At 37.1% G+C, this 25,920-nt stretch carries 31 protein-coding genes; 5 read left to right on the forward strand and 26 right to left on the reverse strand.

The features are described 5' to 3' along the window. Positions 1-75: 75 nt before the first annotated feature. The 4 genes from ACY2A0_RS09320 to ACY2A0_RS09335 all read right to left on the reverse strand — a co-directional run bounded on the left by ACY2A0_RS09320 (position 76) and on the right by ACY2A0_RS09335 (position 3,864). A complete protein-coding gene (locus ACY2A0_RS09320; protein ID WP_461789214.1) occupies positions 76-903 on the reverse strand; it encodes a type 1 glutamine amidotransferase in 828 nt (275 codons plus the stop codon). Between the two features lie 2 nt (positions 904-905). After that, positions 906-2,006, reverse strand: coding sequence for a carboxylate-amine ligase (locus ACY2A0_RS09325; RefSeq protein WP_461789215.1), 1,101 nt, complete (start codon positions 2,004-2,006; stop codon positions 906-908). Between the two features lie 17 nt (positions 2,007-2,023). Then, positions 2,024-3,067, reverse strand: coding sequence for an ATP-grasp domain-containing protein (locus ACY2A0_RS09330; RefSeq protein WP_461789216.1), 1,044 nt, complete (start codon positions 3,065-3,067; stop codon positions 2,024-2,026). Positions 3,068-3,159: 92 nt separating this feature from the next. Continuing rightward, a complete protein-coding gene (locus ACY2A0_RS09335; protein WP_461789217.1) occupies positions 3,160-3,864 on the reverse strand; it encodes an esterase family protein in 705 nt (234 codons plus the stop codon). 185 nt (positions 3,865-4,049) lie between these two features. Here ACY2A0_RS09335 and ACY2A0_RS09340 point away from each other — a divergent pair, with 185 nt between their 5' ends. Together ACY2A0_RS09340 and ACY2A0_RS09345 are read left to right on the forward strand one after the other, a co-directional pair. Then, on the forward strand, positions 4,050-4,841 hold the full coding sequence (locus tag ACY2A0_RS09340; RefSeq protein ID WP_461791051.1) for an alpha/beta hydrolase: 792 nt from the start codon (positions 4,050-4,052) through the stop codon (positions 4,839-4,841). A 102-nt stretch (positions 4,842-4,943) separates the two neighbouring features. Continuing rightward, complete coding sequence (locus ACY2A0_RS09345) at positions 4,944-5,990, forward strand: alpha/beta hydrolase family protein (protein ID WP_461789218.1); 1,047 nt, start codon at positions 4,944-4,946, stop codon at positions 5,988-5,990. A 17-nt stretch (positions 5,991-6,007) separates the two neighbouring features. On the opposite strand, the gene ACY2A0_RS09350 is transcribed toward ACY2A0_RS09345, so the two are convergent. Then, on the reverse strand, positions 6,008-6,841 hold the full coding sequence (locus ACY2A0_RS09350) for an anti-sigma factor (RefSeq protein WP_461789219.1): 834 nt from the start codon (positions 6,839-6,841) through the stop codon (positions 6,008-6,010). A 2-nt stretch (positions 6,842-6,843) separates the two neighbouring features. Further along, entirely contained in the window at positions 6,844-7,395 is a 552-nt protein-coding gene (locus tag ACY2A0_RS09355; RefSeq protein WP_461791404.1) for an RNA polymerase sigma factor, read from the reverse strand. A gap of 101 nt (positions 7,396-7,496) precedes the next feature. Here ACY2A0_RS09355 and msrB point away from each other — a divergent pair, with 101 nt between their 5' ends. Together msrB and ACY2A0_RS09365 are read left to right on the forward strand one after the other, a co-directional pair. Further along, positions 7,497-8,018 carry a peptide-methionine (R)-S-oxide reductase MsrB gene (gene msrB, locus ACY2A0_RS09360; RefSeq protein WP_461789221.1) on the forward strand — a complete coding sequence of 174 codons (522 nt, stop codon included), beginning with the start codon at positions 7,497-7,499 and terminating at the stop codon, positions 8,016-8,018. 75 nt (positions 8,019-8,093) lie between these two features. Next, a complete protein-coding gene (locus ACY2A0_RS09365; protein WP_427532766.1) occupies positions 8,094-8,666 on the forward strand; it encodes a fasciclin domain-containing protein in 573 nt (190 codons plus the stop codon). Between the two features lie 223 nt (positions 8,667-8,889). Here ACY2A0_RS09365 and ACY2A0_RS09370 read toward each other — a convergent pair whose 3' ends face one another. From ACY2A0_RS09370 to ACY2A0_RS09415, 10 genes are all read right to left on the reverse strand, one after another. Then, complete coding sequence (locus ACY2A0_RS09370; protein ID WP_461789222.1) at positions 8,890-9,822, reverse strand: archaemetzincin; 933 nt, start codon at positions 9,820-9,822, stop codon at positions 8,890-8,892. Between the two features lie 86 nt (positions 9,823-9,908). Continuing rightward, entirely contained in the window at positions 9,909-10,604 is a 696-nt protein-coding gene (locus ACY2A0_RS09375) for a hypothetical protein (protein WP_461789223.1), read from the reverse strand. A 17-nt stretch (positions 10,605-10,621) separates the two neighbouring features. Next, positions 10,622-11,317 (reverse strand): hypothetical protein, encoded by a 696-nt coding sequence (locus tag ACY2A0_RS09380; protein ID WP_461791405.1) that lies wholly within the window; start codon positions 11,315-11,317, stop codon positions 10,622-10,624. Between the two features lie 375 nt (positions 11,318-11,692). Further along, complete coding sequence (locus tag ACY2A0_RS09385; protein WP_461789225.1) at positions 11,693-12,115, reverse strand: ADP-ribosylglycohydrolase family protein; 423 nt, start codon at positions 12,113-12,115, stop codon at positions 11,693-11,695. 86 nt (positions 12,116-12,201) lie between these two features. Then, complete coding sequence (locus tag ACY2A0_RS09390) at positions 12,202-12,456, reverse strand: hypothetical protein (protein ID WP_461789226.1); 255 nt, start codon at positions 12,454-12,456, stop codon at positions 12,202-12,204. Positions 12,457-13,006: 550 nt separating this feature from the next. Then, complete coding sequence (locus ACY2A0_RS09395; RefSeq protein WP_461789227.1) at positions 13,007-13,381, reverse strand: hypothetical protein; 375 nt, start codon at positions 13,379-13,381, stop codon at positions 13,007-13,009. Between the two features lie 162 nt (positions 13,382-13,543). Beyond that, complete coding sequence (locus ACY2A0_RS09400) at positions 13,544-14,074, reverse strand: hypothetical protein (RefSeq protein WP_461791406.1); 531 nt, start codon at positions 14,072-14,074, stop codon at positions 13,544-13,546. 164 nt (positions 14,075-14,238) lie between these two features. Continuing rightward, a complete protein-coding gene (locus tag ACY2A0_RS09405; RefSeq protein WP_461791407.1) occupies positions 14,239-15,090 on the reverse strand; it encodes a hypothetical protein in 852 nt (283 codons plus the stop codon). Between the two features lie 92 nt (positions 15,091-15,182). Next, positions 15,183-15,857 carry a hypothetical protein gene (locus tag ACY2A0_RS09410; protein ID WP_461791408.1) on the reverse strand — a complete coding sequence of 225 codons (675 nt, stop codon included), beginning with the start codon at positions 15,855-15,857 and terminating at the stop codon, positions 15,183-15,185. 170 nt (positions 15,858-16,027) lie between these two features. After that, positions 16,028-16,534, reverse strand: a complete 507-nt coding sequence (locus ACY2A0_RS09415; RefSeq protein ID WP_461791409.1) for an SF0329 family protein — start codon at positions 16,532-16,534, stop codon at positions 16,028-16,030. Between the two features lie 235 nt (positions 16,535-16,769). On the opposite strand from ACY2A0_RS09415, the gene ACY2A0_RS09420 reads away from it, so the two are divergent. Next, positions 16,770-17,840 (forward strand): IS110 family RNA-guided transposase, encoded by a 1,071-nt coding sequence (locus ACY2A0_RS09420; RefSeq protein WP_461791193.1) that lies wholly within the window; start codon positions 16,770-16,772, stop codon positions 17,838-17,840. Between the two features lie 334 nt (positions 17,841-18,174). On the opposite strand, the gene ACY2A0_RS09425 is transcribed toward ACY2A0_RS09420, so the two are convergent. From ACY2A0_RS09425 to ACY2A0_RS09470, 10 genes are all read right to left on the reverse strand, one after another. Further along, complete coding sequence (locus tag ACY2A0_RS09425) at positions 18,175-18,846, reverse strand: acyl carrier protein (RefSeq protein WP_461791410.1); 672 nt, start codon at positions 18,844-18,846, stop codon at positions 18,175-18,177. Positions 18,847-19,000: 154 nt separating this feature from the next. Continuing rightward, on the reverse strand, positions 19,001-19,429 hold the full coding sequence (locus ACY2A0_RS09430) for a hypothetical protein (protein ID WP_461791411.1): 429 nt from the start codon (positions 19,427-19,429) through the stop codon (positions 19,001-19,003). A gap of 713 nt (positions 19,430-20,142) precedes the next feature. Then, on the reverse strand, positions 20,143-20,520 hold the full coding sequence (locus ACY2A0_RS09435) for a nuclear transport factor 2 family protein (RefSeq protein WP_461791412.1): 378 nt from the start codon (positions 20,518-20,520) through the stop codon (positions 20,143-20,145). Between the two features lie 178 nt (positions 20,521-20,698). Continuing rightward, positions 20,699-21,973 (reverse strand): hypothetical protein, encoded by a 1,275-nt coding sequence (locus tag ACY2A0_RS09440; RefSeq protein WP_461791413.1) that lies wholly within the window; start codon positions 21,971-21,973, stop codon positions 20,699-20,701. 143 nt (positions 21,974-22,116) lie between these two features. Beyond that, positions 22,117-22,614 (reverse strand): DUF416 family protein, encoded by a 498-nt coding sequence (locus tag ACY2A0_RS09445; RefSeq protein ID WP_461791414.1) that lies wholly within the window; start codon positions 22,612-22,614, stop codon positions 22,117-22,119. 59 nt (positions 22,615-22,673) lie between these two features. Continuing rightward, on the reverse strand, positions 22,674-23,372 hold the full coding sequence (locus ACY2A0_RS09450; RefSeq protein WP_461791415.1) for a hypothetical protein: 699 nt from the start codon (positions 23,370-23,372) through the stop codon (positions 22,674-22,676). A 166-nt stretch (positions 23,373-23,538) separates the two neighbouring features. Then, entirely contained in the window at positions 23,539-24,168 is a 630-nt protein-coding gene (locus ACY2A0_RS09455) for a hypothetical protein (protein ID WP_461791416.1), read from the reverse strand. A gap of 185 nt (positions 24,169-24,353) precedes the next feature. After that, entirely contained in the window at positions 24,354-24,701 is a 348-nt protein-coding gene (locus tag ACY2A0_RS09460; RefSeq protein ID WP_461791417.1) for a hypothetical protein, read from the reverse strand. Between the two features lie 79 nt (positions 24,702-24,780). Continuing rightward, a complete protein-coding gene (locus ACY2A0_RS09465; RefSeq protein WP_461791418.1) occupies positions 24,781-25,005 on the reverse strand; it encodes a DUF7660 family protein in 225 nt (74 codons plus the stop codon). Positions 25,006-25,157: 152 nt separating this feature from the next. Next, the gene (locus tag ACY2A0_RS09470) at positions 25,158-25,847 is read right to left on the reverse strand and encodes a hypothetical protein (protein WP_461791419.1); all 690 of its coding nucleotides are present in this window, start codon (positions 25,845-25,847) and stop codon (positions 25,158-25,160) included. Between the last annotated feature and the right edge of the window lie 73 nt (positions 25,848-25,920).

Here is a 25,920-nt window from a genome sequence, read left to right on the forward strand (position 1 = left end):
AGCATTTCAGTTTTGATGAGATCGCTTCTCCGAATTATCGGAGCACGCTGTACCTCGCAATGACGGTTGTGCTGCCTAAACTGCTTGTAGGGTATTGATGGCTTCATCTAAAAAATTAGGTAAAATAACACTTTGGGTAAGCATTATTCTATCAGGGTTTTCTAAACTGCCAATCATGTCATCATATTTTTCCTTACCATGATTTTTAATGATCAGGTCCATTTTTTCCTGTAATTCCAAATACATTTTCATACCAACCGGATCTGCTTCGGGATGGAATTGCGTGCCAATCATGTAAGGCGAGAAACGGATGGCCATCATGCAGCGTTCTAGGTCTACATGAGGTCTTTCCTTTTCTATTGCCAATAATTTTGCGCCCATTTTGTCAAATACCACTTGGTTCGGTTGAACCACTTGCCAATCTCTACTATCTACTGAAAAAAATGGATTAGGTAATCCGTTGAAAACTTTTTCTTTTGATCCATCAGCGGTCATCGTAATTGGGAAAATGCCAAATGCATTTGATTTGCGCTGGATTACTTCCCCTAAAGCATATTTCCTACAGGCCAGCTGGAAAGAATGGCAAATTAAGAAGACGTGTTTCTTTTCGTTATGGATCAAATTGAAATCATCTATCCTATCCAGTAAATCGAAAAAATCCGATTCCCATTGCTGCCCTTCGCCATCGTAAGGATTGCCGGGCCCACCACTAGAGATGTAGATGTTGTAGCTTAAATCTGGAACTTCATTTTTTTGTCTGATGTCAAACACATCTACTACTAAATCAAGTTGGTGATGGGTTTTGTATCGATGTAAAATTTCGTGTATGCCCCTCATTCCCTGGTTAGGGAACCCATTATTCATGTCTATAACGGCTATCTTTATGCTATTTAAATCGCTCATTTTTATTTTGCACCAATTAAGGTTTGCGTTGTGATGTAATCCACTACCGATTCGTAGCTTTTGGTTTGCTCATAAACAGCCAATTGCCGATCGGCGCCGGTGCCATTCGCTAAAATTTGGTGTACATAGTTAATGTCCTCGCGGCTGCCTAACTCATCTACTACATCATCAACAAAGTCTAATAATTCGAGCACCAAATTTCGGCAATTTACTTCCATTTCTTTACCAAAGTCTATCAAATTTCCGTCAATTCCGTAACGTGCCGCCCTCCACTTATTTTCATTAATGAGTGCCCTGCTGTAGGAAATGAAGTTTAAATTCTGTAAACGCAATTTGTAAAGTTTAGCGCATAAAGCTTGAAATAAGGCCGTGAAAGCCATTGTTTCGTCAATTAGCATGGGGCAATCACATACCCTAAACTCAATAGTTTCAAAAAATGGATGTACCCTGATATCCCACCATATCTTTTTGGCATTGTCAATACAGTTGGTTTTGATGAGAAGCTTAACATAATTATCGTAATCCTCAATGCTATTGAAAATATCAGGAATTCCGGTGCGTGGAAATTTATCGAACACTTTGGTGCGGAAAGACTTGTAACCAGTATTTCTTCCTTCCCAAAAAGGGGAATTGGTAGATAAGGCAAACACATGCGGCAAAAAATAGCGCACTTGGTTGGCAATATGTACGGCTAATTCCCTAGATTGAAAACCCACGTGAACGTGCAGTCCAAAAATAAGATTGGATCTGGCCGCTTCCTGCAGCTCGTTCACAATTTCGTTGTACCTCGGGTGCTCTGTAATGAGCTGTTTCTCCCAATGGGAAAACGGATGGGTCCCGGCCGCACCAATACGTAGTCCCTGCTCGCCAGCAAGTTGAGCCACAGTGTAACGCAGTTGCGAAATTTCCTGCCTCGCTTCGGTAGTGTTCCTGCATATCCCGGTTCCTACTTCCACTACCGCTTGATGCATTTCTGCCTTCACCTGGTCTTTATGGATTTTTTGAGCAGCCTCTACAATTTTTTGGTCGTGTGACGTTAGTTCCCTTGTTACGGGATCAACAATCATGTATTCTTCTTCTATCCCTAAGGTAAACTCATTCATAGATAGTCAAATTGGTTTTATTTGGTTGATTTTTTAGTTGCTGTTTTTGCTGTCGCCTTTGGTTTGGCCGCTGGTTTAGCTTTCGCTGCGGCTTTAGGTGCTTTGCCTGTTAAAGGAGTTCCTGCAGCACTACTTTTTACATAATTGCCCCAAGTGAGGTTGTTTTTGCCAAATTCTTGTTCCAAGGCTTTTTCAATGGCATAATTTGCTGCGGTTTCCACCACCCATTCAAAATTTTCAGCGCCTACACTTTCAAGTGCCGCATCTGGAGCTGGGTTGCAAAAGTCGATGGCTATTGGTACACCATTGCGCACAGCGAATTCTACTGTATTGAAATCATAACCTAAATACTGGTTTAGTTTCAAGGTATATTCTTCGATGGTTTTTAGTAGCTTTTCGCTCGGTTTTGGACCATCAACTACATAGCGCAAATGATGCGGGTTGCGTGGTTCGTACTGCATGATGCGCACATGTTTTCCACCGATACAATAACATCTAAAATACTCTTCGAAAATAATTTCTTCCTGAAGCATCATTACAGTTTGCTTTGTTTCGCTGTGTTTTTCGAAAAACTCTTCCTTACTACGCAGTTTATAGACTTCTTTCCAGCCGCCACCATCAAAAGGTTTCATGTAGGCAGGGAAACCGGTATATTCGAAAATTGCATCCCAATCAAAAGGCATTACCAAGTTGGAAAATGATTGTTCGTTGGTGTCGTCTGGGTGCTCCCTCGAAGGAATCAGTGCTGTTTTAGGTACGGGAACACCAATGTTTTCCGCCAAGGCGTTGTTAAAAAACTTTTCATCGGCACTCCACCAAAACGGATTGTTAATTACTGCAGTGCCGCCCATGGCCGCATTTTTTAAATAGGCTCTGTAAAACGGAACATCTTGAGAAATTCGATCTATGATTACGGCATATTCAGGTTGTTCAGCTTGAAAAACTTTATCAATTTTTACAAATTCGGCTGTAATTCCGGCAACTGCTTTTTGATTTACTCGATCTACAAAAGCTTGAGGGAATGAACGCTCTTGGCCAAATAAGATTCCTATTTTCTTCATTGGTATATTATGTTTTTAATTATTGTTGTAACGTTTAAAGTTGTAATGTTTTTTAATGCTGACAGGCAGCTGAATCCTAATACTTGACCGCGTTATAGTTGGTAAATATATTCTGGGAACATGTCTCGCCATATCGGCCAATCGTGGTCTGCGTTCTGTCGGATATCTAACCAATGGTCAATGCCTTTTTGGTGCAAAATTCCAGATAATCTTTCATTGTCTTGTCGGCAAATATCACGGTCGCTAGCTCCTAGAACAATTTTTAACTCCCAAAGTTCTGGGTTGATGTTATTTGGCAAATAATCAACTGGATTATTGAAATAAACATCATTGTTGTAAAAACCATCTAGCTGTCCTGTAATGTCAAAAGCGCCGCTCATGCTGAAAATATGGCTTACCGCCCAAGGATGTCTGAAGCCAAAATTAGCCGCATGGTAACCACCAAAACTGCATCCAGCGGTAATTACTTTGGAACGTCCAGTTTCATTTTTCGCTAGCGGAAGCAGCTCTTCCAACAGATATTTGTCGTACCAAATGTGATTTTTTACCCTGTCTGCTGGATGAATGTTTTTATTATACCAACTCAAAGCGTCAACACTATCGGGGCAGTAAACTTTGATTTTCCCTTCGTTAATAAAGTTCGCTACGGCATCAATCAGCTTGAAATCCTTATTTTCATAATAGCGGCCCATACTGGTTGGAAACAAAATAACTGGATGTCCGGCATGACCAAAAACCAAAGTCTCCATGTCTTTATTGAGACTAGGGCTGTACCATTTTTGTAGTTCTTCTCTCATGGGCAATGGATTTGTTTTATCAAGATAAGTAAATCATTTTCAACGCACAAAAAATATCTTACAAATATTTAAAAACACAAATTCAATAATCGGGTTGCCTGTTTTTTGAGTTATTGGTAACTTTGCACTTTAATTGAGATTGAAGCGCAGGAGCTTCGTCTTTCTGTAAATTTAAACTTGTCGTTATTAAAACTGCCTACCAACTCAAATCTAAATCGCTGCAACGTACTGTTGACATAGAAGTGTATATGCCTGAAAACCTACTTGGTAATGAGGTGCTGCATCTACTTTTAGTTAACGATGGACAGGACTTAGCGCAAATGCAACTAGAAGAAAGCTTGAAATCTCTTTATGCCAAATGGCTGATAGAACCTGTGGTTGCCGTTGGAATTAAGGCCGGAGAAGATCGTTTGCAGGAGTATGGCGTAGCAAATCAGCTTGATTTTAAAAAGAGAGGAAGTAAATCTCATTTATATACGGACTTTGTACTTAACGAGCTACTGCCTTTTTTACAGAAAGAAATAGGTAAGCCCATCAATGGTAAAAAGGCCTTCGCCGGATTTTCATTAGGTGGTTTAACTGCTTTTGATGTGGCCTGGAACCATAGTGATATCTTCGATGTGGTAGGCGTTTTTTCGGGTTCTTTTTGGTGGCGTAGAAAAGATTTGAGTGAAGGCTACACCGATAGTGACCGAATTTTGCATCAAATGATAGCTGATTCCAAAGGAAAGCCAAACCTGAAATTTTGGTTAATGACGGGAACTGAAGATGAGAAAGCAGATAGAAATCAAAACTTTATCATCGACTCCATAGATGACACCATTGATGTAATTAAAGAGCTAGTTAAAAAGGGCTACCAGCGCCCAGATGATATTTTTTACTACGAGATGGTTGGTGGTAAACACGATGTGCCAACTTGGGGCAGGGCTTTTCCTAAGTTTTTGGAATGGGCATTTGCGAAGAGGACATCTTTCTAATTTATATTTCACTAGCTCAAGTAGGACTAACGGATAAATGTTTATTTGGATTAAACCTAATGGGTTTTTTCTTCTCCAAGTAAGTATTAAACGACTTTTTCTATGAGAAGAATTTACCTTTTAGCGCTACTTTCTTTAGCTGCATTTTTATCTTGTTCTAAACACAGTACCGATACAGCTCCGGTAGAAACAGATGACGATTTACTGGGGCCAATTTCTAGGCCACAAAGCGGATATGGTGCGGAAGGCACTTACACCGTAGCTACCGTAAGTTTCGCTAGCCCAACTTATACGGGCAAGCAAGTCACTATTTTTTATCCAAAGGAAGTTTCAGGGCCAAGGCCTGTGCTATTTTACTCGCATCCTTATGGCGGCGAGGATGTGAACTATAACTTAGGCCTCTATCAGTTCATCGCTAAAAAAGGTTATGTAGTTGTTTTTGCGCCTTATCCAACAACGGGGGTTGATATTGATTCGAGGTATAATACACTGTGGCAAAGTTTCAAAAAAGCAGTAACAGATTATCCGCAGCTTATCGATACCAAAAAAGTTGGTTTTGTGGGACATTCCTTTGGTGGTGGCGCATCTTTTGGCTTGGCTTCAAAAGCATTTAGTGAAGAGGGCTGGGGCCAAAATGGAAGGTTTATATTTGCCATGGCACAATGGTACAGCTATTGGTTAAACGATACGCAGCTGAAGGGTTTCCCTGCCAACACGAAACTGCTTACGCAAGTGTACGATGATGACGATACCAACGATCATCGCATGGCTATCGATATTTTTAAAAACTGCAATATTGCCAACGCGGAAAAGGATTTTGTGTTGGTGAAATCAGCATCCATTAATGGCTACAACTACGTGGCGGATCATGTTTTGCCGAGTACGAGAACTGGGATAGATGCTTATGACTATTATGCCGTTTACCGATTGTTGGATGCCATGATTGACTACAGTTTTAACGGAAATGCTGCGGCAAAAGATGTTTGCTTAGGTAATGGCTCGGCAGCGCAAATTACCATGCCAAGCTATAAAGGCGTTGCGTTACCTTCGTTAGTAGTTAATGATAATCCATCGGCGGCTTATCCGCAAAGCAAATACCTTTTTAAATGTGCTTCTTTAGATAACCCTCGCTTGGGAAACTGCCAATAAACGAAGATTTGGATCGATTAGATCTTACCCATCACATACATGTTTTCCATGGTAGGGGTAGGGCTGCCGCCACGTTTTTCAAGTGTGATAGCGAAAGCTTGGGCTGCATTGATTACGGCCATTTTTTGCATTTCCTCTTTGGCTTGTTGGTCATATACACCTAAGCTTACCGGTTTGCCATCTACAATGGCCCATAACTGGTATTGTTGGTTTTCTGGTGCAACAGGCATATTTTCCAAAGTTAAATACACTTGTTTTGATTTTTCCTCCATGTATACCATTGCCTTCATGTCAGGATGTTTTTCAACACCTAACAAGGGCACTGTTTTTACGGTAGGATCATTAGCCATATCCCATCTACTTTTTAAGTTCTGATAAGCGATGGTGTTGTTTTTTTGCTCAGTAATTAAAGAAGCTAACTGCTCCTGTGTAGCCTTTTGATTATTGCTTAAATAAAAATTAAATGCTACACTGGCCACTAATAAAATACTTGCCGCTACCGCAAACCAATTGAACGTTTTATTTGGGCTTACGGTATTTTGTGGTGGGTACAGCGGAATGCTGGCAACTTCTTCTTCCTCCTGTATTTGTTGAGGCACGGTTACAGATTGTGGTTTTTCAGCCCCTTCCTCAGAAATTTTGGCCCAAATGGTCGATTTTAATTCGGCAGGTGGGGCAATAGCTTGTTGAGAGGCAAAGTCTTCCAGAGTACTTTGAGCCTCCAAAATAGCTTGCCTAACCTCTGGATTATTTTTTTGTACGCATTCCAAAATGCGAACTTCTTCCTCAGAGGCTAGTCCCATTACGTAGGCTTCGATAATGCCTGATGCTATGTACTCTTTAATATCCAATGTTACCTGTGGTCTTTTAACAATCTTTTTAATTCAATGAGGGCGTTTCTAGTTCTTGTTTTGATAGTTCCAATTGGAATATCAAGCCTTTCGGCAATTTCTTGTTGTGTATAACCTTTAAAATAGGCTAAATCAATCAGTTCTCGCCAATCTTGCTTAATTTGAGCCAAAACATCTTTCAAACCAATGTGGTCAACATTTGCCGTAGTTGAGTACTGATTACTGTCATTTACGAAATCTGGAATACTTTGGTTTTTTTGTTCGTTCTGAAACCCTTTGGATCGTACATAATCTATGGCCGTATTGCGTGCCAAGTTGATCATCCAAGTGTATAAACGGCCTTTCTCTGCGTCGAACTGAGCAATGTTTTTCCAAATTTTTACAAAAACATCCTGTATCACTTCATCGGCATAGTCTTTTGAAGCTACCACCCTGGTAACAACCCCATATATCGCTGCCGAATAATTATCGTAGAGATAATTAAATCCTCGTTCGTCCTGCTGAAGCAGTAACGAAACAATTTCTTGTTCAGAAAGCTTTACCTGAGTGTTCAAAAATAAAATTGCTTGTGACAAAAATATAAAATTGTATGATAGTTGAAACAAATAAAATCTGTTTTTGATTGGTGTTCGTAAATAAAAATAAAATTAAAGCAATGAAGACAATCATAAAACAATGCTTAGTGCTACTGTTGGTTAGCACAGCATTTGCCGTTTTTGCGCAGCAGAAGGCCAAAAATCCATATTATTCTCGTACGGCTACCAATAAAATTAAAGTGGGCAACGCAGAATGGAAAAAAATTTTATCACCCGATTTATACGCTGTGGCAAGAGAGGGTGCTACGGAAAAAGCGTTTACTGGAAAATATAATACGTTTAATCAACGAGGCACTTACTATTGTGCAGTTTGTGGTAACAGGTTGTTCCGTTCGGATTCGAAATTTGAAAGCAGCTGCGGATGGCCTTCCTTTTTTGAACCCGGAGCAAAAGGTAGTGTAGTATATAAGGAAGACTTATCCTATAATATGGTACGTACCGAAGTATTGTGCGGAAGATGTGGTTCACACCTAGGTCACGTATTTGATGATGGTCCTAAGCCAACTGGAAAAAGATACTGCATGAATTCTATTAGCCTTGATTTTGAGGCAGATCAGACTAATCCTTTCAAAAAAAATTAAAAATAAAAAACCAAGCAACTATCGGTTTCCGTAAATGTGAGAAAAACAATTTAATCCATCAAAAAAATTAATAGTATGAAAAAGTTATCAAAAATTGTAGCCTTAGGCGCATTGTCATTAGCAGTAATGTTTGTAGGAAATGATGCTTCGGCTCAAATGTCAAAAGAAAAAACAGTAATGGTTGGCGGAGCTCCAATGTACCCTTCAAAAAACATTGTTGAAAACGCAGTTAACTCAAAAGATCACACTACTTTAGTTGCAGCGGTAAAAGCAGCAGGTTTGGTAGAAACATTATCATCAAAAGGACCTTTCACTGTTTTTGCACCAACTAATGCTGCGTTTGACAAATTGCCAAAAGGCACAGTAGAAACTTTGGTTAAACCAGAAAACAAAGCGATGTTAACCAAAATTTTAACTTACCACGTATTGGCAGGAAACTATAGCTCTAAAGCGGTTTGGGCTGCAGTTAAAAAAGGAAACGGTAAAGCAACAATGAAAACCGTACAAGGCGAAAACCTTACTTTTTGGTCAAAAGGTAAAGATTTATACGTAAGAGATGCAAAAGGTAATGATGCTAAAATCACTATCGCTGACGTAAACCAATCTAATGGCGTAATCCACGTAATTGACACTGTGTTAATGCCATAGTTTTTCATTTTTGATTGTTATATAGCAAAGCCTCGGACTTAGTTCGGGGCTTTTGCTTTGGTGCACTTTTTAAAAAATGAAAATATTTTTCTGCTCATGCAATAAAGGTAATTCAAATGAGTTTATATATCTGAGAGCGTTAATTTAGATGGCGGGGACAAGGTGGTATGCCGAGTCCCCGTTTCTTTTTAATGATTTTTTTGGTGGATATTTTAGGCGCAATTTACTTGAGGGCTTTTAAATCACTAGCTAATAACTCATAGTCGTGCTTTAAGTGATTTTCTGAAAGAAAGCGACAAAGTTCTTCCAGTCTTTTTTTATTGTTGTAACGTAAACGCCAAAATAGTTTCTTTTGGCATTCAGCACAAAGTCTGTTGGGCTGCAGGTCTAATTCCTTTAAACTGTTGCCGCCATTCATTACACAGGCAGATACAGCGCAATGGCTGATGCTAAACATGTGGCCAATTTCATGACTTGAAACGCTCAATAGTCTGCGTAGGAATGTTGAACTTTCACTTCTATTTAAATCCGCACTTTGTAGCCGATAAATTGAGCTTACACCAACTCTGTTCTGATAAGATGCCAACCCGAAAATGTAATTCCAATTGTTTGATGGGTACAAATCTTTAGCGGTAAATGCCATAAGGGCATGTGCATTTTTAGGTACTTGCTGCATTAAAACGGAGTCTAGCAGGTATGGCGCCAATAATTGAAAATGGTTATCTCTTAATCGTTTGGCGCTATTGGGAATATCACTATCTGTATCTACTTCTAATAGCACTGTTTTTGTTTGAAAAAAGATGCTCAAATATAGCCTAGTAAGTTCAAGCGCCTGTTCCTGCGGAAAGGTAAATTTGCCAATGGGTTTTAAGTAAATGGTATTGCGATTTGTATCTATATTTTTAATCGATTGCATACGGTAGCTTTCAAAGGTTTGAATAGCCTCTTTATGTTCAAACCGCCATTCACCTTTTTTAGCAGTAGATAATTTAACGTCATTATTTGCTATGGCAGAGAAGTAATGCTTTTCGGCTGCAATCGCCGGGTTTAATTTATTTGAATTGTTGCAACTGCTAATGATAATTAAAGCTATAAAAATTGAAGCTGCTTTGTTCCGGCTAAGGCTATTGATGAAAGGGAAATTAATAGAACTCATTTTAATTTTTATGCCTTATCGTTTCTTTTTACAATTATGGCGGGTAAAACTCGTTAAAACAGACTTAGCATGCAACTGCTAATTGACTAGCGTTTATACCTCGGCCTTTTTATTACCTGACAGCAATAGCCATTTTTATCAAGTGGTTGAGCGAGGTAAATTCCATTTTCCTTTATATCTTCTTTTTTAGTGAGTAGGCTGTCGAAAAGCAGCCTACCTTTTTTGATTTCGTAAAATTTAGAAGGATGGTAGTACATAGAATCCGGGTGTGGGTGCTTTTCCGATAAGTCGAAACCGCCGTATTCCAAAAATCCATCTCCATCAATGTCAGTAAAGGGTTTGGTTTTGCCTCCCGGTTCATCATTGAAAACGCTTGAAGACAGATAAGTCATTTTTTTGTTTTTGATATCAATGGCATAAGCGGATATATAATCTAAGTTTGGTCGCCCATCACACTCCATAAAAAGTAGAACATTGCCATTTTCGGCAATTACCTTGCTGTATTTGCTACTGTCGACAAGATAGTTGGTTGTGTCTGTATATATTTTTTCATTATTCAGATAGAAGGTTTGATGGTAATTTGAATGGTTCACATATTCCCTTTTAATAGTGATTTCATGCAATGTGTCAATTCTTAATTTAAAAGAGTAAACGCTGTCGGTTTTTAGACTTGTTTTTGATTCTTGTATTTTGCCAGTATTTGGTTGCGATTGTTCAATTGGTTTTTGTAATCTTCCGCAAACTGTTAAGCCCAATAAAATTAAAACTAGGATAGATCTCATATCCTAAATTAGGGCTATTATTTATTTTTCACACGTACAGATTTAAAAATTTTTAAAGCCATTTCTTGTTGCTTGGCAGTTAAGGAGCTGCTGTACATTGATAGGGCTAAACTTTGTGTGTTTAAATTATCGCAGTTCAACTTCTTTAAATAAATTGAGGCGGTACCTTTCATTGGCGCTTTTGTCCACACTACTTTTTTGTAGTGATGATCCACCGTGTCAATCAGGAAATTTAGCTGCTTAATTTCATTTGGCAAATAAATAGGATGGTTAAACTGCGTAGCCCCATGTTGGCATTTTGCAACATAATCGCAGCCTTTTCCTAGCAAACTATCTTTTAAAGTAGCAGGGCGGATCAGTAAAACTTTTACCTTTGGCAGTGTGTTTTGGTTGTACGTAATGCCGTCTTCCATAAATCTTAAACTAAGATCCTCACGCCAACTTCCGTTTTGCAGATATTCTTCGGGCGACTTTTCTAGGCTATTAGAATACATCCCGAAGTCGAAATCAAACTGCATGCTGTCATTTTTTATTTTACCGACATAGGAGTCAATACCTTTTTCAGTAACCAATTCAAAATCGCTGGGAAAATCAAATACATAATAACCAATAGTGATGGATTTCCAATCTTCTGCGCTTTGGTTTGTTGCGTTGCAGCCCAATAAAAAAATGATGGTGAGTGTTGCTACTGCAAATTTCGTTCTTTGGAGCATTGATAACATTTGGAATAAGGATTTAGCAGGCCTGTTGGATTTAGTTTAAAAATAATACTAGCAGCCAAATGATTAATGAAACTAAGTGGATGAGGAATGATAGTTTGGTTTGTTTTTTATAGCAAAAAGCATAGAGTCCATTCTTAATTAAAAGCACTGTACTAATTGGTCCTAAAAGAAAGAATGATAATAAATCTAAGCCTGGTGTACAAGGTCCAGATTTGAACTGTGCAGAATTATTCATTAGCACAATTGCTGACACTGATATGCTGTAAAACAATGTTGTCAATAAAGCATTTCTATTTTCGACTGTCATTATTAGTAGGGGAGTGTATTGTTGGTTTAAAAATAGCTTTTTGCCAGAGATTATTGTTGCTAATGTTTAAGGGTTCTTTGTAGCTTACTAGCAAGATGCTCGGCTAACCGTTCCGAAAGTTCTTCAATGTCTTTATATCTTGCTATTTGTGTTAACCAATTTGTTGGAATACTATCAAGTCCGTAAAGAAGTCCAGCGAGTGCGCCCGTAGTGTCCTTGTCTTCGCCTAAATTTACCGCTTTCAAAACAGCATCCTTATAATTGTCAGTTGTCAGCATATACCAGATGCTCGCTTCGAGCGTATGCAATACATAACCACTGCTAAAAATACACTCCTCTTTTAAGTCGTTTATATCTTGTTTCAGTAAACGGTCAAACAATGCAATCTCTGTTGCACTTATTGCTACATTTCCTAATAAGTTTTGTGTTTGAGCATAGTAGCTTTCTCTGAATTCTGTTGTTAAATATAGCGTCGAAAACAAAGCACCAATATAGTTAATGCCTAAGTAAAACGCTGCTAATGAAAAAGGCTGTCCGAAAACAGCCTTTAAATGTAATTTTGTTAAGGTTACGATGGTGGATTTTCAGCTGGAGCTAATCTAATAATAAATGGTACTTCGCCGCCGCAGCCGCTGAAGGACTCGGCATAAGCTACTGCTTGCGACCATTGCTGTGACGGAGTGCCGTAAAATACGGCGGTGTGTGTGCCACATGATGTGGTGAAACTAAATTCGCTACCTTCTTCGGTAACTGCATTAGCAGTAAAGGAAATTGCGCCAGTTAACAATACAGCGAGGCAAAAAATTAAAGATTTCTTTTTCATAATTTTAATTTTTAGAGTGAGAAATAAAACGTTATCTACTGTAAGTTAATGCTTGTAGGTCAATAACTGAAAAATGGGCGAAAAAGTCGCATTTTTGGCAATTTTTGGTCCGCTTAATTTCTGCTTTCGTCACGTGAACTATTTATGAAGGATAGGAGACCAAATAAGAAAACGATCGAAGCAAGGAGTCCGAAGTTCTCATTAAGAAGTTTTATAAATTTAAAGAAGATGTCATTTTAGAATTGGCGTATGAAAGTTGGGCTGGTTTAAATTTGAGCTTTGTTATTGGTGCAAGATCATCCTTTGCACTTCGTCCAAGGCTTAACTTGACCCCTGTTGCTATACGTACGACTAATGTTATGCTAAAAACCAAAATCTCCAGCCATTCCAGTGTTTTTTATAATAATAGCTGAAATCTTTAAATTCTAATCCAGTTTCCAAGTTATGAGCTGTCAAATAGTTTAGGAATTCATTTTCTTGGATAAATGTTATCACTTTATTGTCTGCTAGGTCATAAACAAAATACGTTCCTTCGTAATTTTCATTTGCTTCATCTGTGGCTTATTTGATCAATTTGTAAACTCTCTGAAATATCATAATAAGAACTAATAAACATGCTTCTTGTTATCTTGTTACTGTTTTTCTTCAGGTTTTCATTAAAACTACTGTTGTCGATGTATATACCTAAGTTTTCTTCAGAGATTGGAAAACCGAAAATGTCAGCAACTTTTTCCTTGTCAATAGCAGTAAAAATTACTTGAAGTCGTTTTAGTTCTTTAATTATAATTTTCCGTTCAGCACTAGTTACTGCCGTATCATTATGTTGTGCTTGAGCTGCCTTATCATGGACAACTGTTTTCTTGTCAGACTGATTACATGAATATAGTAGTCCAATTATTGTCAGAAAAATTAGACTGTGTCTCATAGCTGTTTGATTTGCTTGCGCCTAACGTTTTGCAGGTTTAAGTTGAGCCTAATTATCTGTACAACAGAACCTATCTTACTAATCTAAATAAATAACTTCAAAGTTTCGTATTAGCGCTTCGTCAAAGGCTTAACCTAAACCTGTTGTTATAAGTAGTAGAATTTATCGTTCTTCTTCTCGACATTCACTTTCAAGATTTAGTAGCCCAATATTTTCTTTAAAAACTGGAGGTATGTCGAAACTTATATATTGATTTTTACTAGCAATGTTAGTCCCTTTGAAAAATTTGTTGTTGGTAATTTCCACTTCGCCTGTAAACCAGTAGTCGAAAAAATTTACAAATTCTCTAAATTCATTATTCTTTATAATAATTGGAGTGCCAATTTCATTGTGCCCGCCAGCTTCAAAGTCAAGATATTTGTCAAAAATGCAATCTTCAATAGTCAAGCCTTTTTGGAAGTAAGAGAAATTAAATGAAGCATTGTTAAAATGACAATTTTTAAAGGTTACTGGTCTGTTGAAATAAACCATTATACAGGTGAGGTTTTCAATATCACAATTCAAAAAGGCTACCTCTTTATCCCAAATTTCTCCACCATCAATATTTAAGCTTTCTGAAACAATTAGGTTGGTTAATGGATATCCATTTGCAATAAGTGTAGAGGCAATTTTAGTTGTAATGAAATTCTTCATAATTGTAGGTCTGGCTATCGCTTAACGGTGCAGGGCTTTGCGTCAGTTGCGAACTTCAGAACTGATGATGTTCAACTAAGATAATATTTCTTGTGAAACGTGAATGTGGATTTGCCACAAAAAAATCGCACTTGCGCCAAACGGCCGTTGGCGGTTCGTGGTGTCTATTCAATTATTAGCGTCCCGTCTGCTGTTAAAATTATTTCTCCATTTTTTTCAATTTCAAGTGTTATGTTTGGTGAATTGTCTTCTCCCACAATATTTCGGTAAACTTTATAAGTGTAAATCCCATTTACAAAAGTAATAACGTGATTCCCACCGCTTCCCAGGTGTTCCCATTGGCCATTATTTAAAACCATGTCGGGCCTTGAATTTTCTTTTTCGTCAACTTTCCAAGAAGCATACCTGTATTTGTTGTTAGATAGCTCGTCAATTCGAATTAGATATTTATTTGTCTTTATTTTATAGACAGGGCTTTGAAAAGTTTTTAATGAAACGTGTAAGTTGTACCTGTCCTTAGTTATCAAATTAGTTCTATATTTTTTTTCAAAGTCACTTTGGTAATTTACGGTTGTTATTATTCCGTCAGAATTCGCCATCCACAAATCACCGTTGTCAAGCATTATTCCTCTCCAACCCACTTCAGACCATTGACTGATTTTGGAATTTGCAATTTTATCAATTAGGATTTGGTCAAAGATTTCGCTAAATCTCTTTTTAAATTCTTCTTTGTCTTTAACAGGTGGTATTGGATATTGCCTGTATAATGGGTAACTGATTTTGTTTGAAATTCTGTTAATATCTTTCTCTTTGAATAAAGTAATTACAGCTTTTATGATGTCAATTTCGTATTCTTTAAGTTCGTCACTAGTTGCTTTCTCGTCTTGAAGTGTTGAATTGTAAGCAGTGTCAATAGGTTTTTCATTTTTTGTAGTTGACTGTTTATTACTGTCCGTTTGGTTACAACCCAAAAGTAAAAGTCCAAATGCAATAAAAGTTAGTTTAATATATTTCATAACAATTTAGTCCTTTTCTCTGGTATTCGTTTAAAATGAAGGCCGACGTTTTGTGACTTTGCGCCCCCCCCCCGGCTATTGTAAATTTGCTGTTATATGGCGTTATTCTCATCTGGTTTATATATTTCTCTTAATTTGTCTGCCCATACCGAAACGTAATTGTCTGCGTAATTTTCAATTTTAGTTGTTGTAGTTTTGCTCCAATACCTTTTGTAAAAACTGTTTAGTGAGTGTCCAATTTCGTGAAGTAATAAACTTTCTAAAAAATATTTTCTAATCGTTTCTTCTGTCCATTGTAAATACCAGCCATTTTTGTCTTCCTTTAAATCTGTCGTATAACTTTTGTAAAAGTTAAGTGTCTTTTGTAATGGTTTGTTTTTTCCGAGTCTCATTTTATTGTCAGTCGGAAATGGATGTAGAACAATTAAATAAACTTTGCTACCGCAAATAAAAGAACCTTGAAAGGTGTCACCATTTACGTAATCCGTCTTTTTGATTTTCTGCAACCAAATATGTGTCAAATGGGCGGTGTGGTTTTTGGGTAGTTTGTCAAGAGTTGCTTTTATTTCGTCAGCTGTCACAGGAAAGTAGAAGTCTCTGGAAGGATTGTCAACGATATAAATTGGCGTTGCCTCGTCACTTTTTGGTGCAGTTAAATTATGTTTTCTGTTAAATATTTTGTCAGCAAGCTTTGGAAAATTTCGTCCACCCCAAACGTCACCGAACTTTCGGTTATTCTTCCAAGCTGTATGTTTTCTTGTCTGCATGGGATCGTCTTTTAAAATGTCCTACAACGGTTTGCGGCTTTGCGTACGGGCGGGTTTCGAAGTACAGAAGCTAATTTATTACTAATGTTTAATTGAAGGCTACTGTTGAATTTTGCACTTCAGCCCGCCTGAAGCAAAACCCTTGTTAGCAGATTTTTTTTGTTTTTCCACTATTGTTTTTGCGTTACTTCAGATTCTAATCTTATATTCAAAAAATATCTAACTAAAGGATGTAGTTCCATTTCATTTAGTTTCAACAATCTTCTTTTGCCAAGTCTTTTATCTAAAACAGCTAACATATTTATGATTGGACTTTTATGGTTTATTGCTTCATCAATATTTAAGTCAAGGTAAGCATAACAACAATGTGTTAAGTCATACTTCGAAAACTCTCCCTTTTCTGATAAAGTATTTTTATTTCTCTCGGTATACTTTATTTCTTCGGAGCTACCATATATAGCTGGCGTTGCAAAATGAAAATCGCTTCCATTTAAGTAAAACGAATCAGGCGTTGAGAAGTTTACGACTTCTTTTCCGTTTACTGTTATCCAACCTCTGTTGAATAGGTCAGAAACATCATATGCTGTTCCATATGAAGTTATATAAAGTTGAATTTTTTTATTCAGCTTTTTTGAAAACTTACTTTCAACGTTCTTTTTAACTTTACTCCAAATCATTCTGTCTTTTTTACGCAATTTTTCTTAAAATATCTAAGGGTTTGCGGCTTTGCGTTGTGGTGGATTTCAGAGTTCCGCACATGCGGGATCAACCTGCACTGAACTTGAATAGAAGCACAACCGTTGAACTTTGCAGTTTCCCTACGATTGCAAAGCACCCATGTAAAAGCAGCAATCCTGTTCCATCCAAAAAAGATGTAGTCTAACGTTAATTAGCTACCAAAACAATTGAAATATGGCAACAGAAATTACTGCTTTACCGAAGTTATACATTGGTATCGACATTCACAAGAAAAGCTGGTCGGTTCATATCCGAAGTGATATTAGCGACCACAAAAGTTTCACCGTTCCGGCAGACCCTTCAGTGGTTTATGATTACGTTGAGCGGAACTTTCCCGGTTACGATATAGCGCTCACCTACGAGGCTGGTTGTTGTGGTTTTAGTGCGGCACGTTATTTTATGCAGATGGGCTGGGATGTAACGGTTGTAAACCCAGCAGATGTGCCCACCAGCAACAAGCAATATTACCAGAAGACCGATAAACTTGATTGCCGTAACCTGAGCAGGCAACTATCGTTGGGCGAACTGAAGGCTATTCATATTCCAACTGATTGGGAAGACGAACTAAAAAGTCTTTTAAGGCATCGGGCTGCCATTACCCGCCAGCTTCGGTCGGCTAAAACACACATCAAGAGCTTGCTGCTTTATCAGGGCATAAAAATTCCCGAGGCCCATGACAATCCCAATTGGACCAAGTCGTTTATCGAATGGCTTAAGCACATCGAATGGCGTTCTGCTACAGGCCAGCAATGCCTAAACAGTAAGTTGCGTGTTTACGAGTTTATCTATGGCGAATATCTGGAACTGGCCAACCAGCTACGTTCACATTGCCGTAAACACCATAAACAGGATTATTATCTGCTTAAAAGTATTCCGGGTATTGGCGGTTATTTGGCCAGTGCCTTAATTGCCGAACTGGGCGATATTAGGCGGTTTGGCAACGAGGCAAGTTTTGCGAGCTACATTGGACTGGTACCGATGATGCGCAATAGCGGAGGTACAGAGAATGTGTTTGGGGTAACCCCACGTTGCCGAGGTTTGCTACGTAGTTATATTATAGAAGCTGCTTGGGTTGCCCTGCGGCTAGATCCACAGATGCAGTCCTATTACCGTACACATATTGGCAAGAACCCAAAAAGTATTGTAGTTAAGATTGCCAGAAAATTATTGAACCGTATCCTGTCGGTTATCAAAACAGGGAAACCTTATCAGATCAATCACCAAAAACCACAGGCTATGGCATAAAAAGGATATATATATAGAAAACATAATTGTTAAAAGCTCATCAAAAAACAAAATCCAGACTACAAAACATGGGTTGTGAAGCTTGATGCTTTCACACCGCAAAGCAGGTAGCTGTATTTAAAATCAATACAACCATACGGGTGCAGGTGGTGTTTCCGCGTAGAAGCAGCCACACATAGGAGCCTGAGCTTAATGATTATCGAGGTGTTTGAGGAGCATTAATTTAGTCCCCAAATGTCAATTTATTGGAATATTTAAAAGGAATGATTAACTTGGTTCTAGGAAAACTGCTTTACATAGGAACCCTTGTTACCAGTAGTGCTTCTTTGTGTGGTCACACAAATTTAGCTTCTCTTGTTAACTTACTTTTGTCTAGGTCAAGGTCATAACTAAACCAGTCAGACAGAACTTTTTCAATTTCGTTCTTATTAAATGTCTTTGGGTTTCGTCTTGACTTTAAGTAATTTTCTCTTGCCATTTTTTCTGCAACTTGCCCAACTGTTTGTAAGTCAAGCTCGTTTCCGATTTTACTTGCTAACGAAAGGCCTGCGATTGAAAATGCAAGTCCTAAAAGCCCGATTTGCCAATTAAGGAAGAGTCCAACAAGAGAAGCAAGTAATATAACTACAAGTGTCCCTGTAACCCAATGTGGTGGTCGCAAAATATTAAGTTTAAAACCTAATTGCTCTTCCAGCTTTCGTGTCCGTGAACGTCTGCTTTCTCTTGGCAAAATGTCTACAAGCGAAAAGTTTGTAGAAATTGTTTTATTGTCGATTTGAAGTGTAAATGAAATTGCGTCACGTAACTTATAAAATGCTTGTTGACTGGTACAGTCGTCTGAATTGTCAAGTTGGATTTTATTTGCAATATGATCACACAGTTCACCAAAAGTCGAAATGTGCTTTAGTTCGGTGTCGCCAAACTTAATGTCAAATGACTTTTCAACTTTAACGAGTAAATCGCTTATGTCGTCGGGGTCGATATTTTGTAGTTCGTAGTCTGTCATAGCATTACTGGTAACCTTTTCGGGCATTGCGTTCGGATGGGTTTCGGGGTTCCGCATATGCGGGATCAACCAGCGCTGAACCTTGAATAGAAGCACAAAGCTCCAAGTGTGCACGTCACCCCGCCTGACGTAAACCCCGTGTTAGCTGCTGTTTTTATTTCGCACTTGGTATTTTTCCGTCTATCCATTCTTGTTTTTGTTGTCCTGCGCCACCAAAAAATAAAAAGTTTGAATTATTAAAGTCAATTAGTCCAAAAGCAATTACCATATATTTTCCGTCTAAATATTTTTTCTCGTCTTCATTTGGTTCGTTTGTTCTTAAATACCCAACAACCCTAACTTTGTCACCAATTTTATTTGCTTCATTTTTAAACATTAAAACTGTCCACAAATAATTGTCGCCCGCAATTTTTAGTTTGTAAAATGGAGTGTTGTTTCTACTGTTTTCAATCTTCTCAATTGTCCCGTCAAACGCCACTACTTTGCCGTCAAATTTATTAAGTTCTTTTTCACTACCTTCTTGAATATTTGTCGGGAATGATTTGTTTGTTGGTGAATTATTTTGTCCAAGCAAATTCGTCACCGATAATGTTAATAATAAAATTGAAAGTAATTTCTCATATTATTTATTTCTTTTTGTCATTATTGTTGTCATTATACTGTCAGCTGGTAAAATGGCACATAAGGGTTCGTGGCTTTAAGTTTCGCTCGAAATAGGAGAGATGTGAGAGCCTGAGTGCTAACTTAAAGATTAATTACTGAAGAACAAAGTTTTGCATCGTACGGGGGTAACTTAAGCCCTTGTTAGTGGTTGTGTTTTTTCGAAGAATGTCTTTTTTCAAATTTGTCTACTAATACAAGGGTCGTTATGGTGACAAAATATATCAGCCACCATATGCTCGGATCCTTGAAAACAGTAAATATAAGTTGTCCTATAAATGCCATAAGAAATATCAATAATTCGGTTTTGTCACTAGATACATTCCCAAATTTGATGTTGCCATTATACCTTCGTTTGACGAAAATTAATGTCATTATGGGATTGTAGATTAGAAAGCCAATTGTTAAAACAATTACAAATGATAGGTCGATGCTGTACATTCTTAAATTTTTTAGAATTTCGATTATTATTTGCAGTGTCTTTACATAGCCAATAACGGTTTCTGCCTACAGCAGGGCGGGCTCTTTAGCACAAAAGTTCAATAGAATTACTGCTGTTGAACCCTGCACAAAACGAAAATAGTAAAATAAAACGAACAATTAACCGGGAACTTAGCTAGCGTTACCGGCTAGCTTTCATATAGCCAAACAACTTCCGGCAATAACTTTCAATTTATCATCAAAGATTTTCCAGACACGAATATATCTAAAATTGCCTTCAAAATTTTGGTCTAACATTTTTCCTTTGATTTTTGAGTTCAAAGTGACCACAACATTTTCTTGGATAAAATTTATATTGTCAATTGAGGAATTTATTTCTTCCAAAATTAATTTTCCAGATTTATGAGTTTCTAAATCCATTTGCTTTGTTATCACTTCTCCATTTGGGAGAACAAAAAGCAAATCATCGTAAAGCAATTCATCTAGCATTTCAATATCGCTTTTATTCATTGCGTTTAAAAGCAAATTTTCAGCTTCTTTTACTTTTTGTTCAGTAATTATATTTGAAATCATATTTGAGATTTATGTAGTTTCGTTTAAGCTTGCCGCTAACGTTTTTTTGCTTGGCGATGTGGCTGATTTTTAGCACAAAAGTTCAGTAGAATTACTGCTGTTGAACCCTGCGCAAATGTTTCAAGGAAGCGCTTCAGCCGCCATATTGCCAAGCCGATGTTACCTGCCATTTTTATATTCATACTGCTAGTTTTCTTGTTTCTAAGTCACAGTCAAACTTTATTTCTTGTCTAATTTTGTCACTTATTACCTTGTTCTCGATTAGAATTTCAACAATTCCGTTTCGGTGAATTGCACAATTCATTTTGTTGTATAAGACTTCAAGTGGCTCTTTACACTCTTTTGTTTTAATGGCTTTGAAAATGTCTGAATAAATCCCTGCCAACTGCTCAATTTTATGTTCACTTTTTGTCTGATTTGCAATTTGGCTTAATAGTTTGAAATCGCCACTTTTGTAATTAGAAACCAAAATTTCTAAATAGTTATTCGGATTTTTTGTGTCCTTTATTTTGTCCATAGCAAAAGTTCTAATGTCTTTGCTTTTTAAATGTTTTAATGCGTTGATTGCATATTCAACAATTCTGTTTTTGCTTGTCCACTTTTGCTTTGCCAAGTCTAAAATTATTTGGCTGTCGTAAGGAAATTTGTGATAATCAAAAATATCTAACAGTTTTTCAATATTTGATTTATTCGTTTCGTTAGTGAGTTGTTTGGCAACCTGATTTATTTCTTCGTCTGTTAAGTTTCTTTTTCGTCTGAAAGAGATAAACGGTTTAATGTTCAAGACTTCGTCAATAATGTCTTTGTATTTTGTTGGTTTTGTTTTGTGTTTTTCTTGACTAGCTTTTGTTCGTTTTATATTGTCAAGATAAATGCGAATGAACTTGTTTGTCTTGGCTTTCTTTTTAAGTTCTTCGTAAACTTTTATGCTTTTGTTTTCTTCCTGAAAACGTTTAATTATCCAATCGTCCTGCCAATCGTCAGGATTTTGTTCTATGTATTTTCCAAATTTTTCGGCAACATAAAACAGGCCGTTTAGTCCGTCAAGTTCTAATATTTCATAAGCACCAACCCAATCAGAACCTTCAATTGGATTGTTTAAAAATCTATCGTAAATTGCTTGTTTTACTTCCGTGTCATTTTGTTGAGCATAAAGTTTTGCGAGTGCAAACAAATGTGTCAAATTCCAAGTTTCGTTTTGTTCTGTCGCTAAACCTTTTAAAATAGCTTTACGAATTTTGTCTTTCTGTTTTGATATGGAAATAATGTCAAAGATATATTGTGCCCGATTTCCTTCACATTGTCCGTCATAAGCGTAATTATTCAAAGCCCCTTTTATAACGTGATTCGAAAAGTCAATATTCGGATTGTCTTTCACTAATAAATAGGCTTCGCCTGTCCCACGTTTTAGTGAGTTAAAAAATTGTCGTTTTATGTTTGCAGTTTCGGGCATTAAAATGGCAGGTAACGTTTTGCAGGTTCAAATTGAGCCTTATTTTTTGCATAAATTATCCACAGCACTAAATTTAGTAAAAAAGTATAAAGGCACATAAAGCACTTCGCCCCGCAATTTTTTAAACCTGTTGTTAGGCGACGTTATTTTGTCAGTTCTATTTGTAGTTTCCATTCGTTTATCATATCATCATGTTCTCCGACTTCTTCATTTGCAATTTCAAAATTTCTTTCTCGTATTTTGATGTCAGTTGTGTCGGTCATATATTCGCTAATATTTATTATATGACTTTTGTCTTTATCTACAAAGTATTCTAATAATTCTAAAACAGACGCACTTGAATATAAAGCACAACTTCCTGAATAGTCACCAAAATTTTCAGTGTCAGGAATAACAGATTCAACTTGTTCGATTAGAACAGCTAAGATTTTATTGTCTGTAATAATATTTGACTTTGAGGATTCACAAAACTCAATTGCTTCTTTCAGTTTGTCGGGGTTGCCCCATTTATTTTGGTCGTAGAAGTTTTGATATTCAGGCAAAAGTCGATTACAAATCAATAAACCAAACGCAATACATTTTTGGTCTGTCAAATTATTAATTTGAAACTTTATTATTTCCTTGAATTCCTTGTAGTTCATTTTGTTATAATGATGCCAAACAGATGTTATGGGGCGGGCTTCTTGTTTAAGTTGTCATTTTAATCTTCCCACTTAGCTTTGTCGGCATACATTTTTGAGTATTTAAATTCGTCAAAGTCTGAATAAAAAGTCGTGTTAGGATAACCTTCTTTTTCTTTTTTACTTGTCCAGGTTAAATGAACTAATGCAAATTGCTTTTCAAATTTAGGTTTCCTAATTTCAAACAAAACATCGTCATTTCTTTGGTCGTGGCAAAATGCAGAAAATTCACTGTCAAACAGTATGTGTTTCTCTGGCTTTCTGATAATGTCAAGGAATGATTTCACATTTATACCTAATTCCTTTTTTAGTTCGTCTTCAAATGCAATTTTCTGTTCTATCTGTAATTCGTTCCAAGGTTCTTCAACAAAAGGTCTTGGAGGGTTAGTTTGTAAAAAGTCTTGAAGAATTTTATTTTCCAATCCTACTATGTCAATACGTTTAGGTTCGTTAGGTAGTTCTTTAATGTCGTCAATTGTATATCCACCTTGAGGAAAGAGAAAAACTCCATTTTCTAATTGGACATTTAGTCGTAAAGAATACCACTTTTGATAGTCTGGCTTACTAGTCTGCCAAAATTCCCAAACATATTTCTGTATTTTGTCAAAGTATATTTCTGTAGGGGTAAACTCTCCGAATATTCCGCCCATACTTTCGTCACCGACTTGCAAAACTGTCGTGCCGATAAGTTGCCTATGTGAGAATATTTTTGCTTTCACGTGGTACGTCTTTTAGCCTTGCCCATAACGTTTTTTGGCGCTTGGCGCAGTGGCGGATTTCGGAGTGCCGCACATGCGGGATCAACCAGCACTAAACTTGAATAGAGGCACAAAGCTCCAAGTTTGCAAGTCACCCAGCCTGACGCAAAACCCGTGTTGCAAGCAGCTATTCTTTCTTGTCCCATAGTTCTAACATTGCTGTCAAGTCGCTGTATTCTTCTGCAAATGCTCCGTCAAGCGTCCCGAACTTATTTTTAAATTCTTTGAAATATAGTCTTGCTTTTTTGTCGCCCGAAATTGTCGCGATGAATAACTTGTTTGCAATTTCCATTTTACTGTCATCAAGTCCGAGCTTTGCAGTCTCGTAGGTTTTCAAGACGGATTGGATTTCGTTTTGATTGTATTTTCTGATTTGTCGGTTTATTACAAGTTTTCTAATGGTTTTTTGTCCGCTGAAATATATCTTCTCTGTTGTCCAAACAGTTTCTTGAAATTTAAAACTCTTTCCTGTCGGCAAGTTTTGAAGTTCGTCAACAAGCAATGTGTCTTTCTTAACTTTTAGTCGGCAGGTCAGCACGGCACCCCAAAAGTCAATGATTGTGTCTTGTCCGCAAACTGAAAGAATGAACTCAGAAAAAGTTGTCGGTTTACTGTCTGGATTTTTGTAACCACACAAAACAATTGTCTTGCCGTTTGAAAGTTGAAAAGTCGTGTCAGCTTTTGTACCTGCAAATTCCGTTTTGGGGCAGTCACACGAAGTCCTCTTTGTCTGACCGTAAATAAAAGTCAGCGTCAAAAAAGTCAGTATGATTGTTATACAGTGTCGTATCATTATAGTTGCTTGTAACGTTTTGCCGCTTTTCGAAGGTGAGGATTTTCAGCACTAAACTTCATTAGATGCACAAAGCTTGAATCTCGTACTTCACTGTCATAGAAGCACAAAACCCCCGCTTTTGCAAAACGGCTGTTACTGCCAGTTTTCTATTTCTCTTTTCGTTTGTCATAAATGCTTGGGTTCAAAACCCTTTCTAAATCGCCAATTTTAAGTAAGTCTTCAATTGTTTCTTGAATACATTCTCTTGTCAATTCCTTCACAAATAAGTCAGGCGGTTTTTGATAAAGTCCGCTTAAATTTTGTCCTGTTTTCTTGTCATCGTCAATTGCGGTTTGTAAAAACTTATAAGTCCAAACATTAATTCCATAATGCCGTCCGTCTTCTAAGTCAACGTGAATATTGCAAAACTCGTTTTCAATATCCCAGTTATTCGGATCAACTTCTTCAAATTCTAACCAAAGTTTAAAATTAAGTTTTGTCAGTTGTCTACTCATAGATTTTAGCACCTTTAAAATGTCTGCAAAAGTCTGCCAGTCTGGTTTTGTCAGCGTTTACATTTAGTTTCATATTGTCTTAATGACCTTGAACGGCTTCTGTGTATGCACTTAATGCTTTCAAAAAGTCAGGCAAAGTTTTGTTTTCCCAATTTTCAGGATTGTCCAAAAAGTCCTGACGTAATAAGTTAAGGGATTTAATGAACGTTTGCTTCTCTTGACTTGTATTTTCGGTTTTTTTCTGTCCGCAACTGGTTAAAGAGATTGTCAAAACGAAAGTCAATATTGATAGTTCTTTTTTCATTGGTGTCTGTCTTTTAAAATGCCACATAACGGATAGGGCTTGTTGCTGTGGCGATTTAACTCCGCCAAAACCTGTTCTAAAAGTTAATGTAAAATTCTGTCGTTCAACTCATTCCTAAAACCGCCATAGCGACAAGCCTATGTTACCAGCAGTTATTTTTCTTTCGTGTCAATAATTGTCGCTTCTGTTTGAATTACTGTGTGTTTGTCCAGTTCTGTGAAAATGGTTTTCTTTTTGTCTGCAAGCTCAGTTAAAGATTTGCTTTCAAAGTATTCATCTTCAAGATGTGGTTTAGTTCCAATTTTAAATGATAAGCTTTGAATTTCACGCTTTCCAACGCAACAAGATTTTCCTTTTCCAAAAAATGTCGAAGGATTAAATCCAATTAAATATTCGTCTAAATTCTTACCGTCAGCTTGTTTAACTATTGGTCTTGAATATGTCTTGTCAAACGTCCATTCGTTCAAATATCCAATTCCATTACTGTCAACTGCCAAAATATTGTCGTCCACGTTTGATAACACCAAATTGATTTCACCTCTATAGCCATCGGGAACTACAACTATCAAGGTCGGTGAGTACAATTGGTAATGGAAGACTAAAAATGAAATGGTTGTCGTAATGAATAATATTGTCAAGAAAGATGTCTGTTTAAAAATCAGTCTTAAAATTCCAGAAACTATTGAGCAACCAATAATAATTCCTACAATCATCATCACGCCTAAAAAAAGTCCGGACAAAACCATTCCTCCTGGGGCATTTGTCAACTTGAATAGTAGTGTTGTCAAAAGTCCAATTGATAAAAGTCCGAATATGATTTTTAGTTTACGTTCTGTCATCATAATTGCTGCCAACGGTTTGGGTATTGCAGAAGGCGGGTATTTTTAGCACAAAAGTTCAGCCGATGAACGAATG

The sequence above is a fragment of the Pedobacter sp. genome (assembly GCF_965249885.1).
Classification (GTDB): Bacteria; Bacteroidota; Bacteroidia; order Sphingobacteriales; family Sphingobacteriaceae; genus Pedobacter.

What these genes read in the sequence shown, in the direction of transcription:
- ACY2A0_RS09465 (WP_461791418.1), bottom strand. Translation starts at nt 25,005, where the DNA reads ATGAAAAAAGAACTATCAATATTGACTTTCGTTTTGACAATCTCTTTA.
- ACY2A0_RS09410 (WP_461791408.1), bottom strand. Translation starts at nt 15,857, where the DNA reads ATGCAGACAAGAAAACATACAGCTTGGAAGAATAACCGAAAGTTCGGT.
- ACY2A0_RS09320 (WP_461789214.1), bottom strand. Translation starts at nt 903, where the DNA reads ATGAGCGATTTAAATAGCATAAAGATAGCCGTTATAGACATGAATAAT.
- ACY2A0_RS09375 (WP_461789223.1), bottom strand. Translation starts at nt 10,604, where the DNA reads ATGAGATCTATCCTAGTTTTAATTTTATTGGGCTTAACAGTTTGCGGA.
- ACY2A0_RS09405 (WP_461791407.1), bottom strand. Translation starts at nt 15,090, where the DNA reads ATGAAATATATTAAACTAACTTTTATTGCATTTGGACTTTTACTTTTG.
- ACY2A0_RS09330 (WP_461789216.1), bottom strand. Translation starts at nt 3,067, where the DNA reads ATGAAGAAAATAGGAATCTTATTTGGCCAAGAGCGTTCATTCCCTCAA.
- ACY2A0_RS09365 (WP_427532766.1), top strand. Translation starts at nt 8,094, where the DNA reads ATGAAAAAGTTATCAAAAATTGTAGCCTTAGGCGCATTGTCATTAGCA.
- ACY2A0_RS09435 (WP_461791412.1), bottom strand. Translation starts at nt 20,520, where the DNA reads ATGATTTCAAATATAATTACTGAACAAAAAGTAAAAGAAGCTGAAAAT.
- ACY2A0_RS09400 (WP_461791406.1), bottom strand. Translation starts at nt 14,074, where the DNA reads ATGAAGAATTTCATTACAACTAAAATTGCCTCTACACTTATTGCAAAT.
- msrB (WP_461789221.1), top strand. Translation starts at nt 7,497, where the DNA reads ATGAAGACAATCATAAAACAATGCTTAGTGCTACTGTTGGTTAGCACA.
- ACY2A0_RS09345 (WP_461789218.1), top strand. Translation starts at nt 4,944, where the DNA reads ATGAGAAGAATTTACCTTTTAGCGCTACTTTCTTTAGCTGCATTTTTA.
- ACY2A0_RS09470 (WP_461791419.1), bottom strand. Translation starts at nt 25,847, where the DNA reads ATGATGACAGAACGTAAACTAAAAATCATATTCGGACTTTTATCAATT.
- ACY2A0_RS09425 (WP_461791410.1), bottom strand. Translation starts at nt 18,846, where the DNA reads ATGACAGACTACGAACTACAAAATATCGACCCCGACGACATAAGCGAT.
- ACY2A0_RS09460 (WP_461791417.1), bottom strand. Translation starts at nt 24,701, where the DNA reads ATGAGTAGACAACTGACAAAACTTAATTTTAAACTTTGGTTAGAATTT.
- ACY2A0_RS09395 (WP_461789227.1), bottom strand. Translation starts at nt 13,381, where the DNA reads ATGAGACACAGTCTAATTTTTCTGACAATAATTGGACTACTATATTCA.
- ACY2A0_RS09325 (WP_461789215.1), bottom strand. Translation starts at nt 2,006, where the DNA reads ATGAATGAGTTTACCTTAGGGATAGAAGAAGAATACATGATTGTTGAT.
- ACY2A0_RS09335 (WP_461789217.1), bottom strand. Translation starts at nt 3,864, where the DNA reads ATGAGAGAAGAACTACAAAAATGGTACAGCCCTAGTCTCAATAAAGAC.
- ACY2A0_RS09370 (WP_461789222.1), bottom strand. Translation starts at nt 9,822, where the DNA reads ATGAGTTCTATTAATTTCCCTTTCATCAATAGCCTTAGCCGGAACAAA.
- ACY2A0_RS09445 (WP_461791414.1), bottom strand. Translation starts at nt 22,614, where the DNA reads ATGAACTACAAGGAATTCAAGGAAATAATAAAGTTTCAAATTAATAAT.
- ACY2A0_RS09420 (WP_461791193.1), top strand. Translation starts at nt 16,770, where the DNA reads ATGGCAACAGAAATTACTGCTTTACCGAAGTTATACATTGGTATCGAC.
- ACY2A0_RS09415 (WP_461791409.1), bottom strand. Translation starts at nt 16,534, where the DNA reads ATGATTTGGAGTAAAGTTAAAAAGAACGTTGAAAGTAAGTTTTCAAAA.
- ACY2A0_RS09390 (WP_461789226.1), bottom strand. Translation starts at nt 12,456, where the DNA reads ATGAAAAAGAAATCTTTAATTTTTTGCCTCGCTGTATTGTTAACTGGC.
- ACY2A0_RS09440 (WP_461791413.1), bottom strand. Translation starts at nt 21,973, where the DNA reads ATGCCCGAAACTGCAAACATAAAACGACAATTTTTTAACTCACTAAAA.
- ACY2A0_RS09380 (WP_461791405.1), bottom strand. Translation starts at nt 11,317, where the DNA reads ATGCTCCAAAGAACGAAATTTGCAGTAGCAACACTCACCATCATTTTT.